This is a genomic window from Mycobacterium sp. 852002-53434_SCH5985345 (assembly GCF_001667155.1).
Taxonomy (GTDB): Bacteria; Actinomycetota; Actinomycetes; order Mycobacteriales; family Mycobacteriaceae; genus Mycobacterium.
Genome location: NZ_LZIE01000063.1, coordinates 40,390 through 54,091, shown reverse-complemented (window position 1 = coordinate 54,091; position 13,702 = coordinate 40,390). Strand labels below are relative to the sequence as shown.

Annotated in this window: 10 protein-coding genes; 7 read left to right on the top strand and 3 right to left on the bottom strand. The window is 68.9% G+C overall.

All coding sequences use genetic code 11. The annotated features are described in order from the left end of the window. The first annotated feature begins 338 nt into the window (after positions 1 to 338). Positions 339 to 4,796, top strand: a complete 4,458-nt coding sequence (locus A5756_RS15340; RefSeq protein ID WP_231989156.1) for a cation-translocating P-type ATPase — start codon at positions 339 to 341, stop codon at positions 4,794 to 4,796. Positions 4,797 to 4,801: 5 nt separating this feature from the next. Here the strand turns inward: A5756_RS15340 and A5756_RS15335 are convergent, their stop codons facing one another. From A5756_RS15335 to A5756_RS15325, 3 genes are all read right to left on the bottom strand, one after another. Next, positions 4,802 to 5,398, bottom strand: coding sequence for a PaaI family thioesterase (locus A5756_RS15335; protein ID WP_066953947.1), 597 nt, complete (start codon positions 5,396 to 5,398; stop codon positions 4,802 to 4,804). Between the two features lie 97 nt (positions 5,399 to 5,495). Further along, positions 5,496 to 6,296 (bottom strand): mycofactocin-coupled SDR family oxidoreductase, encoded by an 801-nt coding sequence (locus A5756_RS15330; protein ID WP_066953702.1) that lies wholly within the window; start codon positions 6,294 to 6,296, stop codon positions 5,496 to 5,498. Further along, on the bottom strand, positions 6,293 to 7,987 hold the full coding sequence (locus A5756_RS15325) for a flavin-containing monooxygenase (protein ID WP_369817358.1): 1,695 nt from the start codon (positions 7,985 to 7,987) through the stop codon (positions 6,293 to 6,295). Before A5756_RS15325 ends, A5756_RS15330 begins: the two co-directional genes overlap by 4 nt. Positions 7,988 to 8,180: 193 nt before the next feature. Here A5756_RS15325 and A5756_RS15320 point away from each other — a divergent pair, with 193 nt between their 5' ends. The 6 genes from A5756_RS15320 to A5756_RS15295 all read left to right on the top strand — a co-directional run bounded on the left by A5756_RS15320 (position 8,181) and on the right by A5756_RS15295 (position 13,689). Then, positions 8,181 to 9,365 (top strand): acyl-CoA dehydrogenase family protein, encoded by a 1,185-nt coding sequence (locus tag A5756_RS15320; RefSeq protein WP_066953695.1) that lies wholly within the window; start codon positions 8,181 to 8,183, stop codon positions 9,363 to 9,365. Positions 9,366 to 9,374: 9 nt separating this feature from the next. Further along, positions 9,375 to 10,295 carry a biphenyl-2,3-diol 1,2-dioxygenase gene (gene bphC / locus A5756_RS15315; protein ID WP_066953692.1) on the top strand — a complete coding sequence of 307 codons (921 nt, stop codon included), beginning with the start codon at positions 9,375 to 9,377 and terminating at the stop codon, positions 10,293 to 10,295. Continuing rightward, entirely contained in the window at positions 10,292 to 11,758 is a 1,467-nt protein-coding gene (locus A5756_RS15310; RefSeq protein WP_066953689.1) for an FAD-dependent oxidoreductase, read from the top strand. Before bphC ends, A5756_RS15310 begins: the two co-directional genes overlap by 4 nt. A 144-nt stretch (positions 11,759 to 11,902) precedes the next feature. Continuing rightward, entirely contained in the window at positions 11,903 to 12,712 is an 810-nt protein-coding gene (locus A5756_RS15305) for an IclR family transcriptional regulator (protein WP_156659559.1), read from the top strand. Between the two features lie 10 nt (positions 12,713 to 12,722). Beyond that, positions 12,723 to 13,070 (top strand): hypothetical protein, encoded by a 348-nt coding sequence (locus A5756_RS15300; RefSeq protein WP_066953684.1) that lies wholly within the window; start codon positions 12,723 to 12,725, stop codon positions 13,068 to 13,070. Next, positions 13,063 to 13,689, top strand: a complete 627-nt coding sequence (locus tag A5756_RS15295; protein ID WP_066953678.1) for a Dabb family protein — start codon at positions 13,063 to 13,065, stop codon at positions 13,687 to 13,689. Before A5756_RS15300 ends, A5756_RS15295 begins: the two co-directional genes overlap by 8 nt. The last annotated feature ends 13 nt before the right edge of the window (positions 13,690 to 13,702 follow it).

Below are 13,702 nucleotides of genomic sequence, written 5' to 3'. Positions count from 1 at the left end.
CTATCGATCCCAACACGTTAGGAGGGACGGCATGCGCTTCAAGGGCCGACCGGTCTCGATCCCGCGTAACCACAACGGCCCATTTTGGTTTGCTCAATCCATAAATCGGCCAACCCGAACATTTTGATCGAGGCCTCCTAACAGGCGCGATCACTTTTTACATGTTGTTTACGCGCGGCAATCTCAAGTTGCTGGGTCCTTGACCTCGGGTTAGGTTGGTCGGGTTTGCAGTCGCGGCCAGCGTCGGTCGGCGGCCTCGTCGCGGAAAACCGCGAAGCCACCATTCGTCATGTGCGGGAAAGGGGTTGCGCGTGCGACAGCTTTCGCCGCTGCGGGTGATGTCGACAGGGCTCGGCGCCGCCGCGGGACTTGGCGAAGCGGTCGGCAGGCTGGCGACCGCCGGCCTCGACGTTGTCGCGCTGCCGGTCCGGGTGGGCGCGAGGGTGCTCTCGGGTGAGATCTCCCACTCCACGCTGACGCGGCGGTGCGGGCGCGGCGACGGTCGCGTGTGGATCGAGGTGCGCGGCCTCGACGGCACGGGCGGTGCGGCACGTGGCCGCGCTGCGGTTGATGCGCTGCGGGCGCAACCCGGCGTCACGCAGGTCAGGCTGAACCGTCCGCTGTCGAGGGTGGTTGTCGACATCGACGCCGGGGCGTCGCTCGACGCACTCTGCTCCGCGCTCGATGCCGCCGAAAATGCCGGCGGCGTAAGCCATTCCACGCGTGCCGAAAGCTTGCCCGGCGACGGGCTGTTGTTGGCCCATCGCAGCGCGATGGTGGCCGTCAACGCCGCCGGGTTCGCGGTCGCCGTTGCGGGCCGCGCGTTGCGGTTGCCGGCGGCCCCCATAGCCGTCGAGGCGGCGTCCGCGATCGCGAATTACCAACCGTGGCTGCGTCGTGTGCTCGAGGGCGGGATCGGCCCCGGCGCGACGGACACCGCGTTGTCGGTGTTCGGCACGGCCGCGCATGTGGTCACGCTGTCACCGGCGAAGCTCTCGGTCGACTTGGCGATGCAGGCGTTCAAGGCCGCCGAGTGCCGGGCCGCGGCGCGGGCATGGGCCCGTTATGAGCCGGAGTTGGCCCGGCATGCCGACGAGCCGGAAGTGCACCGCTCCCTGCGCCCGGTTCCCCCACCGGCCGGTCCGATCGACCGTCATGGGCAGCGCGTGGCGTGGGTGCAGATGATCGGCGTCGGTCTGACCGGGGCCCTCACGCGCAACGTCACGATGGCGTCGAACGCCGCGCTCGCGGCCTCGCCGAAGGCGATGCGCACCACCCATGAGGCGTTCGCGGCCACACTCGGGCGAGGTTTGGCGGACCACCACGCGGTGCTTCCGCTGCGGCCGGAAAGCCTGCGCAGGCTCGACAAGGTCGACGCTCTGCTGGTCGATCCGCGCGTGCTGTGTGACGCTTCGATGCGGGTGGTTCGCGTCCGCGGCGCCCGCGACGACGACTTACTGACCGCCTGGACCCGCGCGCAGGATCTGCTCGACGACGCCCCGGCCCCGGGCTGGCACGGGATTCCCGCATCTCCCAACGACGACGATGGCGGCGGCGCGGTCGAGGCGCTCATCGCCCCGGCCCCACACCCTCTCGCGTCGGCGTTGATCACCCGCGCGCGCGACTCCGGCGCGCGCCTGGTGTCCGTTGACACCGACTTGCTCGGTGACCTGCGTCCCGCGTTCGACGACGTCCACCCTGTCGGCGACGGCGACATCGACGGCGCGCTCGCCGATGCGGTGTCCGCACTGCAACGCGACGGCCACACCGTCGCGGTGCTGTCCTGTTCTGGTGCGCAAGCCCTTTCGGGCGCCGACGTGGCGCTGGGGATCAGGCCGGACGCGGATGCTGCTCCGCCCTGGACTGCCGACCTGATGCTCGACGACCTGGCCGGAGCGTGGCGGGTGCTGCACGCGCTACCGGCGGCCAGGAGGGCGAGCCAGCAGGGCATCGCGATCTCGGTGGGCGCATCGGCGCTGGGCGCGTTGTTCATGGTGCCCGGGGTGCGCCGGTTGCGCGGGCCCGGCCCGGTGACCGTCGGCGCGGTCGCGGGGCTGCTGTCGGGATACCTGTTGGCGCTCGGCACGATTCGCACGCCCGTACCCAGGCCGGCGCCGGCGTTCGAGTGGCACGCGATGTCGGCCGAGCGGGCCCGCGAAGTGCTGGCGGCGCTGCGCGACCCCGGAGAACCCTCGGCCGCAACGGATTCCGCACAAGACGGCGCGGGGTTGCCCGCCGCCGCGTGGGAGTTCGCCAGGGCCGCCGTCGCCGAGTTGACCGGCGACCCGTTGACGCCAATCCTCGGATTGTGTTCGGCGGCCACCGCGGTGCTGGGGTCACCGACCGACGCGGTGCTGGTCGGCACCGTGCTGACCGGGAACGCGCTGCTCTCGACGGCCCAACAGCTTCGCGCCGAGAACCGGCTGAACCGCCTGCTCGCTCAGCAGACCCCGCCGGCCCGCGTCCTCACCCAGGGGCCCGACGCCCCACCCGGCTACCGCGAAGTCGTCGTCGAACAGCTGCGGCGAGGCGACGTGATCGAGGTACGCAGCGACGAGGTGGTGCCCGCCGACGCACGGGTCATCGAGGCACACGACCTCGAGGTCGACGAATCGTCGCTGACCGGTGAATCCCTGTCAGTCCAGAAGCAGGTCGAGCCCACGCCCGGGGCCGAACTGGCCGAGCGCCGCTGCATGATCTACGCCGGAACCACCGTGGTGGCCGGCACCGCGGTCGCGCTGGTCACCGCCGTCGGGCCCGACACCCAGAGCCGCCGCGCGGCCGAACTGGCGTCCGGTGAACTGCCGACGGTCGGCCTGCACCATCAACTCAGCCACCTGATGAGCCGCGCGTTCCCGTTTAGCGCGGGCGGCGGCGTCCTGGTCGGCGCGCTCGGCCTGCTGCGCGCCGGCGGTCTGCGCCAAGCCCTCGGCAGCGCCATCGCGGTCGCCGTGGCGGCCGTCCCCGAGGGCATGCCACTGATGGCCACCCTCGCCCAATCCGCGTCGGCCCAGCGGCTGGGCGAATGCGGGGCGCTGGTGCGGGTCCCGCGCGCGGCCGAGGCGCTCGGTCGCGTCGAGGTGGTCTGCTTCGACAAGACCGGAACGCTGAGCGAGAACCGTCTTCGCGTCGCCGAGGTGCACCCGGTGGCGGGCCATTCCCACGATGACATCCTGCGGTGCGCCGCCCAGGCCGCGCCGGCGGACGATGGCAATCCCCACGTCCATGCCACCGACGAAGCCATCATCAAGGCGGCGGAGGCGGTCGCGGGGTCCGGTTCACGACCCGAGCCCGACGCGCACCTGCCGTTCCGGTCCGGCAGGGCGTTCTCGGCCTCGGTGACGGGCACGCAGTTGACCATCAAGGGCGCACCGGAAGTGGTCTTGGCGGCGTGCCGGCAAGCGGGCCCGGAGGCGGAGGACGCGGTGACGGCCCTGACGACGGCCGGGCTGCGAACGATTGCGGTGGCCCAACGCCGCCTGACCGCGGCGCAGGCGCGATCGTTGCGGAAGGACCCCGACAGCATCACCGGATTGTGCGAGACGGGATTGACGCTCACCGGATTCCTGGGCCTGTCGGACACGCCTCGCCCCCAGGCGCCACGGTTGCTGGCGGACCTGGCCAAGCGGGGCGTGGCAATCCGGCTGATCACCGGCGACCACCCCGTCACCGCCACGGCCATCGCCCGCGAACTGGGGGTCGCGGTGAGCGCCGACCAGGTGATCACGGGGTCCGAATGGAACGCGCTGTCGCGCCACGATCAGCAGCGCGCGGTCTCCGAACGGGTGATCTTCGCCAGGATGTCACCGGAGAACAAGGTGCAGGTCGTCCAGACGCTCGAGCGCGCCGGGCGGGTGTGCGCCATGGTCGGCGACGGCGCCAACGACGCCGCGGCGATCCGGGCCGCAAGCGTCGGCGTCGGTGTGGTCGCCCGCGGCAGCGACTCCGCCCACACGACCGCCGACCTCGTCCTGACCGACGGGCGCATCGAGACGCTGGTGGCCGCCATCGACGAGGGACGCCGACTGTGGCGCGGCGTCCAGGCGGCCGTGGCCGGCCTGCTCGGCGGCAACGCCGGCGAGGTGATTTTCTCGGTCATCGGCACGGCCCTCACCGGCACGTCGCCGCTGAACACCCGGCAGCTGCTGCTGATCAACATGCTCACCGACGCGTTGCCCGCGACCGCGGTCGCCGTCAGCACGCCCGCCGGGCCGGTGCAACGAGTCGGCCGCGGCATCGACGAACGCGCGCTTCGGCGAACCGTTGTCGCGCGGGGGGCGCTCACCGCCACCGCCGCCACGACCGCCTGGGTGATGGCGTCGGTCACCGGGCTGCCCCAGCGCGCCTCCACCGTCGCGCTGATCTCGTTGGTCGCCGTCGAGCTTGGTCAGACCGTGGTCGACTCGCACGCGCCCCTGGTGCTCCTCACCGCAGCCGGCTCGTTCGCCGCATTCACCGCGATGATCAGCACCCCGGGGATCAGCCAACTGCTGGGCTGCACACCGGTCGGTCCGGTGGGCTGGGCGCAGGGGCTGGGCACCGCGGCGGCCGCCGTGCTCGCCGTCGCCGCCACGAATCGGTTGCGGCCGGGTCGCGGGGACGAGGAGTCACCACTGACCGATGACCCGGAACTCGCCGAGCCCGCCCAGTCCGCCCCACCAGCACCGCGGCACAACGCATCCCGGGCGCCGCATACCGCGGTCCTCGCGGCTCCCGCCAAGGCCGCCCGTGCACTGAAGTTGGTGGACCGACACCAGCATCGGATTTCGGCGGAGGCCGTCACCGATAGCCCGTGAGTCCATCAGTCGTGGGCACCGCGCGGCTTGATGAACACACCTTCCGCGCCGACCGTGAGCCCTTGGCTATCGGTGATCTGCCCCTTCGCGAAGGTCTTCACGCCCTCGACGCGCTCGACCCACGCTTCTGCCCGCACCAGACCCAACGGGGTCCCCCGCACATAGCGCAGCGTGAGCGTGCCGGTGTAGGCCGGTCGGCCGGGTTCGTGCGCGGTCGCGCCCAGGACGTGGTCGAGGACCAACGCGCACACTCCGCCATGGACATGTCCCGGAGGTCCTTCGTAGGCGGCGCCGAGGGTGATCTCGGTCCACACGGCGCCACCGGCGTCGCGGTGAATCACCAGCGGAGGTGCGATCGGGTTGCGTACGCCGATCACGACGTTGCCGGAAGCCACGGGTTGGCCGTCGAACGGATGGCGAACACCGAACGATCCCGGCATCAGGCTTTCGCTCAATTGCTCTATCGCGCAATCGATGTGCGTCTTCGCGGCCGCAACGGTACCGGTGTCGGCCTCGGTGCGGATGGTCGCGTCGATCAGCCGGCGAACGGACTGGGTGAGCGCTTCATACGCCGGTGCGCCGCTGTCATCGTTGCCCTTCATCCCTGCCAGCCCTTGCTGCGCGAAGCGTGCGGTTTTGGCGAGCACGGATGATCGCGCCACCCCCACGAGCATGGAGACCGCTCATCCGGTCCGCCGCTCATGTCGCCTTCTGCGAGAGGCCGGCGTCCACGACGAGCTGCGTGCCCGTGATGTAGCGGGCCTCCTCGGAGGCCAGGAACACCGCCACATTGGCGATGTCGACGGGCTCTACCCACGGCACCGGCAGCAGGTTGCGCGCCCGCAGCACTTCCGCGGCGTCCGCGGCGGTCGGGTTTTCGAGATCCGGGCGTAAGCGCCGAAACATCTTGTCGTTGAGCACCATCGGAGTCGCGACCGGCCCGGGATGAACAGTGTTGACCCGGATGCTCGACGGCCCGAGCTCGTTCGCCAGGGTGCGCGCCAAACCCACCACCGCGTGTTTGCTCGCCGTGTAATGCGCGGTATTGGGCGTCCCGCGAAGACCATTGGTCGAACTGATGATCACGATGGCGCCGCCTTCGCCCATGTGCGGTACACCGGCCTTGACCGTGTGCCATACGCCGGTCAGGTTGATGTCGAGCGTGCGCTGCCAGTCCCGGGGGTCGAGTTCCCATGTCCGGCCACCGGCAAGGTGAATTCCGGCATTCGCGACGACGATGTCGAGGCGTCCCAGTCCCGCGACGCCGTTGGCTACGGCGCCCGTTACAGCCTCCAAATGACTCACGTCGGCAACACCCGTCACGCAGCGTCGCCCGCGGTTTTCGACATCCCTTGCGGTGTCAAGCAACTCGTCGCTCGCCGCGGTGGCATCGAGCGCGATCACATCTGCGCCCTCGTCGGCGAAGCGTTGACAATGCACCCGTCCCGTGCCCCTGGCCGCGCCGGTGACCAGCACTACCTTGCCAAGCAGTCTCTTCATCGCGGCATCTTAACCAGATCGAAGCCCGGGTAACCGGCCTTAGCCACCTCGTCGCAGATGTCGTTATATGTTGCGAAGCCACCGACGAACAACATGAATCCCTTTGGCTTTCCGGGCACGTTGGCGCCCATGTACCAGGACTCCGCCTTGGTGAACAGCGTGGCCTCGGCGAGGCGGGCGCATTCGGCCCCCCAGCCGTCGACGGCATCGCGGGTCGCCTCGATCGCGGCCAACCCGTGGCCATCGAGGTAGACAATGGTTGCGGCGATCCAATTCACCTGCGCCTCGGCGTGCAGCACCATGTTCGCCAGCACGGCGGGCGCCCCGGGACCGGAGATCAGGAACAGGTTGGGAAATCCGTCGACGCTCAGCCCCAGGTAGGTGCGCGGCCCCTGTGCCCAGTCGTCCCGCAACCGACGACCGCCGCGTCCGATGATGTCGATCTTGGCCAGCGCACCGGTGAGAGCGTCGAAACCCGTTGCCAGCACGATCATGTCGACGTCGTAGTGCGCGTCGACGGTTCTGATCCCAGCGGTGTCCACGCATTCGATCGGTGTGTCGCGGACACTGATGAGTGACACGTTCGGCCGGTTGAAGGTGCTGAAGTAGTTGCTGTCGGTGCAGATCCGTTTCGTGCCGATCGGGTGATCGTTGGGGATAAGCAAGTCCGCCAGCGCGGGGTCGTCGATGACCGCGCGCACCTTCTCCTCGTAGAACTTTCGGGCCTCGTCGTTGGCGGTCAAGTCGGTCATCTGGTCGGGGAACGTCTTCGAGAACAGCACACCGCCCAGCTGCCAACGCTTGTCGAACGCCACCCGACGTTCCTCCGGCGTGAATTCCATCGTCGGCTTCGGCGCCGTGATGTGTGGTGACCCGCCGCTGCTGCGCCACGAGAGCCGCCGCCGTTCTGCGTAGTTCGCCTTGATGTCATCGAGTTCCCGTTCGCTCAACGGCTTGTTGCCGGCCGGGACACTGTAGTTGGGCGTGCGCTGGAAGACAAAGAGATGCTTGGCGTGTTCGGCGATGATCGGAATCGATTGAATGCCAGACGAACCGGTGCCGATAACGGCGACCCGCTTTCCGGTGAAATCGACGGGATGCTGTGGCCACGCGGCGGTGTGATAGATCTCGCCCGCGAACGAATCGAGGCCGTGGAAGTTCGGGGTCAACGCGGCTGACAGCGGACCGGTCGCCATCAGGCAGAACCGGGCGGACAGCACGTCATCGCCGTCGGTGGTGACCAGCCAGCGCAGCGTAGTTTCGTCGAGCGCCGCGGACACGACGCGGGCGCGGAATGTGATGTCGCGGCGCAGGTCGAGATTGTCGGCCACCCAGTTCAGGTAGGCGAGAATCTCCGCCTGGGTGGCGTACTTCTCGGTCCAGTTCCACTCTTGCTGCAGTTCATCGGAGAACGAATAGCAGTAATCGACGCTTTCGACGTCACAGCGCGCCCCCGGGTATCGGTTGTAGTACCAGGTGCCTCCCAGCTCCGGCGCCGCCTCCAGGACCCGCACGGACAATCCCTGACTGCGGAGCTTGTGCAGGGCGTAGAGGCCGGCGAACCCGGCGCCGACCACGACAACGTCGACCAGCTCCGCGCTATTCACAGGCGCCGACGGTATGTCCTGCCACCTCGACCGCCGGGGCCGGATCCCGGTGACCGGACACTGCGGTGACGTTGTCCCGGCCATCGGCCGCTCGTCGGCGCGCACGGCAACCTGGAGCCGGCTGGACGGCCCGGTTCCCATGTGCAGACCCGGCCGGTGAGCGGCGCATCGTCAGTTGAATTCTGAGCGCTTTTGCTTCCGCTCATCGGGAACGGCTTCGGCTGCGGCACGAACTGCGGTAGACCATTACTAAGCCTCCAGACGTAAGGACACCAACATGAGCGAACGGGTACTCGACCGGGTCGTGGCGATGGCGGATCAGTTGCGCGACCAGGCCCCCGAGGCCGAGCGGATCGGCCGACTCACCGACGACACGGTCAAGCTGATGAAGGGCGCCGGCCTGATCCGGCTACTGCAGACCAAGCAGTACCAAGGGTTCGAGGTCCACCCCCGCGAGTTCGCCGAGACGACGATGGCGACCGCGGCGCTGGACCCGGCGGCCGGCTGGATCGTCGGCGTTGTCGGTGTGCACCCCTATCAGTTGGCGTACGCCGACCCGAAGGTCGCGGCCGAAATCTGGGCCGACGACGTCGACACGTGGATGGCCTCGCCGTACGCACCGCAGGGGGTGGCCAAGCCCGTCGACGGTGGCTACATCTTCAACGGCCGCTGGCAGTTCAGCTCGGGCACCGACCACTGTGACTGGATCATCCTGGGCGCGATGCTGGGCGACGACAAGGGCATTCCCATCATGCCGCCGCAGATGCTGCACATGATCCTGCCGCGCAGGGACTACGAGATCGTCGAGGACTCGTGGAACGTGGTGGGGCTGCGCGGAACCGGCTCCAAGGACGTCATCGTCAAGGATGCGTTCGTCCCGTCCTACCGGACGATGGACGCGACGAAGGTGATGGACGGCACCGCCCAGCGCGAGGCCGGCATGACCGAACCGCTCTATCTGATGCCGTGGTCGACGATGTTCCCGCTGGGCATCTCGGCGGCCACGATCGGCATCGCCGAAGGGGCCCTGGCCGCGCACCTGGATTACCAGCGCGAGCGCGTCGGCGCCACCGGAACCGCGATCAAGGACGACCCCTACGTCATGTTCGCCATCGGCGAGGCGGCCGCGGACATCAACGCCGCCCGCCAGGAACTCCTGGCCAACGCCGACCGCATCTACGACATGGTCGCCGCGGGCAAGGAGGTGTCGTTCGCCGACCGCGCGGCCGGTCGGCGCACCCAGATCCGCGCGGTGTGGCGCGCGGTGGCCGCGGTCGACGAGATCTTCGCCCGCTCGGGCGGCAACGCGGCCCGGATGGACAAGCCGCTGCAACGGTATTGGCGCGACATGCACGTCGGCCAGCTGCACGCCATCCACATGCCGGGCACCACCTATCACGCGTCGGCGCTGAGTTCGTTGGGTATCGATCCGCCCGAGGGCCCCCTGCGGGCTTTGATCTAGGAGAGCACGTTGACCGATCTGAAAAGCCTGGGCTACATCACGATTTCAACGAACGACATCGACCGCTGGCGGCAATTCGCCTTCGGGGTACTGGGTTTCGCCGAGGGCTCCCCTAGTTTTAGAGGCCCCGACCCCGAGGCGCTGTACCTGCGGATGGACGAGCGCGCCGCCAGGCTCATCGTGGTGCCCGGTGAGACCGACCGGGTGCTGACGATCGGCTGGGAGGTGCGTGACCGCCCGGGGCTGCAACGGGTCAAGGCGACCCTGGACGCCGCCGGGACCCCGTTCAAGCAGCTGTCCACCGACGAGGCCGAGGCCCGCCGCGTGGAAGAGGTCATTACCTTCGAGGACCCCGCCGGCACCACCCTCGAGGTGTTCCATGGTGCGGTGCTCGACCACAGCCCCGTCGTCACCCCGTTCGGCGCGAAATTCGTCACCGGCGACCAGGGCATGGGCCACGTCGTGGTGCCGGCGATGGACCCGAACGGGCTGTTCGACTTCTACACCGAGGTGCTCGGTTTCCGCGCCCGCGGCGCGTTCCGTGTGCCGCTGCCGAAAGAGTTTGGGCCCGTGCGGGTTCGCTTCCTGGGCATCAACGAACGACACCACAGCCTGGCGATCGTGCCGGCCGCACATCAGCGCGACCCGCGCCTGGTGCACATCATGGTGGAGGTCGACAGCCTGGACGCCGTCGGGCAGGCGCTGGACCGGGTGAACGCCGAGGGCTTCCAGTTGTCCTCCACGCTGGGCCGACACACCAACGACAAGATGATCTCGTTCTACGTGCGTGCCCCCGGCGACTGGGACATCGAGTTCGGCACCGACGGCATGCGTGTCGACGAAAGATATTACACCGCAGAGGAAATCACCGCCGACAGCTACTGGGGTCATCAGTGGATCGGCGAAATGCCCGCGGCCATGCGGTTATGACGCCGGATACCGATGTCACGCCGGTCCCGGCCGCGTCGATCACGGCGTGGGATGACGAGGCCGACGTGGTCATCGCGGGCTACGGGGTGGCCGGTGCCGCCGCGGCGGTAGAGGCGGCGCGCGACGGCGCCGACGTGCTGGTGTTGGAACGCACCGGGTCGTGGGGCGGGGCGGCGGCAATGGCCGGCGGGTTCATCTACCTCGGGGGCGGTACGCCCTTGCAAAAGGCCTGCGGTTTCGACGATTCCGTCGACAACATGGCCGCGTTCCTCAACGTGGCGATGGGGCCCGGCGCCGATGAGAACCGGATCGCCGACTATTGCGCCGGCAGCGTGGCCCACTACGACTGGCTGGTCGGCTGCGGCGTGCCGTTCAAGGCCGAGTTCTTCTCCGAGCCCGGCTGGGAACCGATGGGCGACCAGGGCCTGATGTACAGCGGCGGCGAAAACGCCTACCCGTTCAACACGATCGCCTCCCCCGCCCCGCGCGGACACGTCCCGCAGATGTCCAACAAGAAACAGGGCGAAGCCAGCGCGGGCTACATGCTGATGAAGCCACTCGTCGAAACCGCCACCGCCGCCGGCGCGCGTGCGATCTACGACGTGCGGGTGCAACGCCTCGTCGTCGAAGCCGACGGCCGGGTGGTCGGGATTCGCGGGCGCCGGTACGGCAGCGAAATTTCGGTCCGGGCGCGGCGCGGGGTGGTCCTGGCCATGGGCAGCTTCGCCTACAACGACGCGATGGTGGCACGCTATGCCCCGCGGATCGCCGGCCGCCCGGCCGCCTCGATCGAGCAGCACGACGGCCAGGCGATCCGGATGGCGCAGGCGCTGGGCGCCGATTTGGCGCACATGGACGCCACCGAGGTCGCCATCTTCATCGACCCCCAGCAACTGGTGCGCGGCATCCTGGTCAACAGCCGCGGCCAGCGCTACGTCGCCGAGGACACCTACCCGGGCCGCATCGGCCAGCTCACCCTCTACCAGCAGGACAACATCGCTTACCTGATCATCGACGACGACGCCCAACAAGAGGCGATGGCGTCGTGGTCCCCGAAATTCATGCTGCGCCCGGCGACCTGGGTGGCCGATAGCGTCGCCGACCTGGAACGCGACATGGGCCTGGCGCCGGGATCCCTGCAGGCGACCGTCGCCGCCTACAACGAGGCCGCCGCCCGCGGCGAGGACCCGCTGCTGCACAAGAAGCCGGAGTGGTTGAAGCCCATCGGTTCCCCGATCGGCGCCATCGACTTACGGGAGAACACCGGCGGTTTCACCCTGGGCGGCCTGGCCACCACGCTCGACGCCGAGGTGCTCCACGTCAGCGGAGAAACCATCCCCGGCCTCTTCGCCGCCGGCCGCTGCACCGCCGGCCTGGCCGCGTGGGGTTACGCCAGCGGTGTCTCGCTCGGTGACGGCAGCTTCTACGGCCGGCGCGCGGGCCGGTCCGCGACCAAGGGCTGAGCCCGGCCGCATCCTTCATCGCCGCAACCACAGAGCCGCCAAGCCCGGGTCCGTTATGCGTGACAACCGCCACACCAGTGTGCTAGGAATATATTCCTAATAGGAATATATCGGTCAGGCACATTTGGAGAATCGATGTCAGGTATCGCTGAACCCGCCACCCCCACGGCCGTCATCGACCGCATATCGCTGGTTCTCGACGCCTTCGAGGGTCCGGGGCGGCTCACCTTGGCGCAGATCGTCAGGCGTACCGGCCTGCCGCGCTCGTCGGCGCATCGGATGCTCGAACGCCTGGTGCAGCTGCGCTGGCTGCGCCGCAGCGGCCGCGATTACGAGTTGGGGATGCGCCTCGTCGAACTAGGATCGCTCGCCGTGCATCAGGACCGGCTGGTGCGGGCGGCCGGCCCGTTGCTGGGTGAATTGCACCGCGCCACGGGCCTTGTCGTGCACCTGGCCGTGCTTGAGGGCCCGGACGTTGTGTACCTGGACAAGATCGGCGACCAGAGAATTCCCACCCGGGTGGGCGGTCGCCAACCCGCCCACTGCACCGCGGTCGGCAAGGCGATCCTCGCCTATCGCGATGAGGATGCCGACATCGATCTGCGGGTTCGGAAGACGAGATACTCGATCTCCAGCGGCGCCCAGTTGGCCGTTGAACTGGCAAAGGTGCGCGCGCATGGCGTCGCCTTCGAGCGCGAGGAGTCGCTGCTCGGATTCGGTTGCGTCGCGGCGCCGATCGGGGCGCCGGGCGAGGCGGTAGCCGCGGTGTCGGTGTGCGGTCCGATGAACCGCATGACGTTCGACCAGCGGTTGACGGCCCCGGTGCGGATGACCGCGATGGGCATCTGGCGCAACGTCGAGGACGGCCCGCAGCGCGTCGCTCCAACCCTGCAGCCGCTGCGCCCGCTGCGTCCCGCAGGTCCGCCGTCGCGTCCCGCCCTTCAGTACGCGTGAACGCGTGCACATGTCGGACGGCCACGTCTTCGTGATCGACCGGGTGGTTACCCGGCCCGGCTGCGCCCGGCGGTTCGTCGACGCCTACCTCGCCGAGTACGCCCCTGGCGCGCGGGAGCGCGGGATGACGTTGCGCGATGTTCTGGTCAGCCCGCCGATCTGGTTCGATGACGACACCAACACCGTGACGATCACCTGGACGCTGCCCGACGTGCGGGCGTGGTGGGAGATGACGTGGAAGGGCAGGCCGGACCCGGCCCTCGGCCAATGGTGGTCGCGGATCGGCGAGTTCGTGCAGGAGCGGTCGCGCTCCTTCGCGGCGAGCGCCGATGATGTCGACGATCTCTGCGATGTATAGCGTCACAAGGTTGCTCGACATCGTCGAGGACGACCGCGACCGACTGCTCGACGAGATGCGTGCCGCCGCGGCCGACAGCGGCGCTGTGCGGTGGGTGGTGGCGCCGACGCTGCCGGGCGCGCGCAACGGCGGTGACGTCCTGGTCCACCTGCGGTTCGGCACACCTGCCCAATGGGACTGTGCGGCACCGATCTTCGATGCCTTGATGTCCGACTCGGCGGTTACCCGCGTCAACGGCGCGAACTACTCGGGTCGGCCCGTCGGATCCGGCGAGCCGAGGGGCACGGTGTACCGGACGCTGTTGCTTCGCGTTGCACCCCAGGCCGCGCCGGACACAGTCGCACGTTTCGAGCACGAACTGTCATCGATGGCGCGCTATGTCTCGTCCATCCGCGCATGGCAACTGAGCCGGGTCTCCGAGGGCGTCGGCACCTCCGCCTGGACCCATGTGTTCGAGCAAGAGTTCTCCGACGTCGACGGACTGCTGGGACCCTATTTGATGCATCCGATCCACTGGGCCGTCGTGGACCGCTGGTTCGACCCGGAGTGTCCCGACGTCATCATCCACGACCGCGTCTGCCACAGCTTCTGCGCCTGCCACGACCCGGTTCTCGGCTGACGGGCGGGCGTCG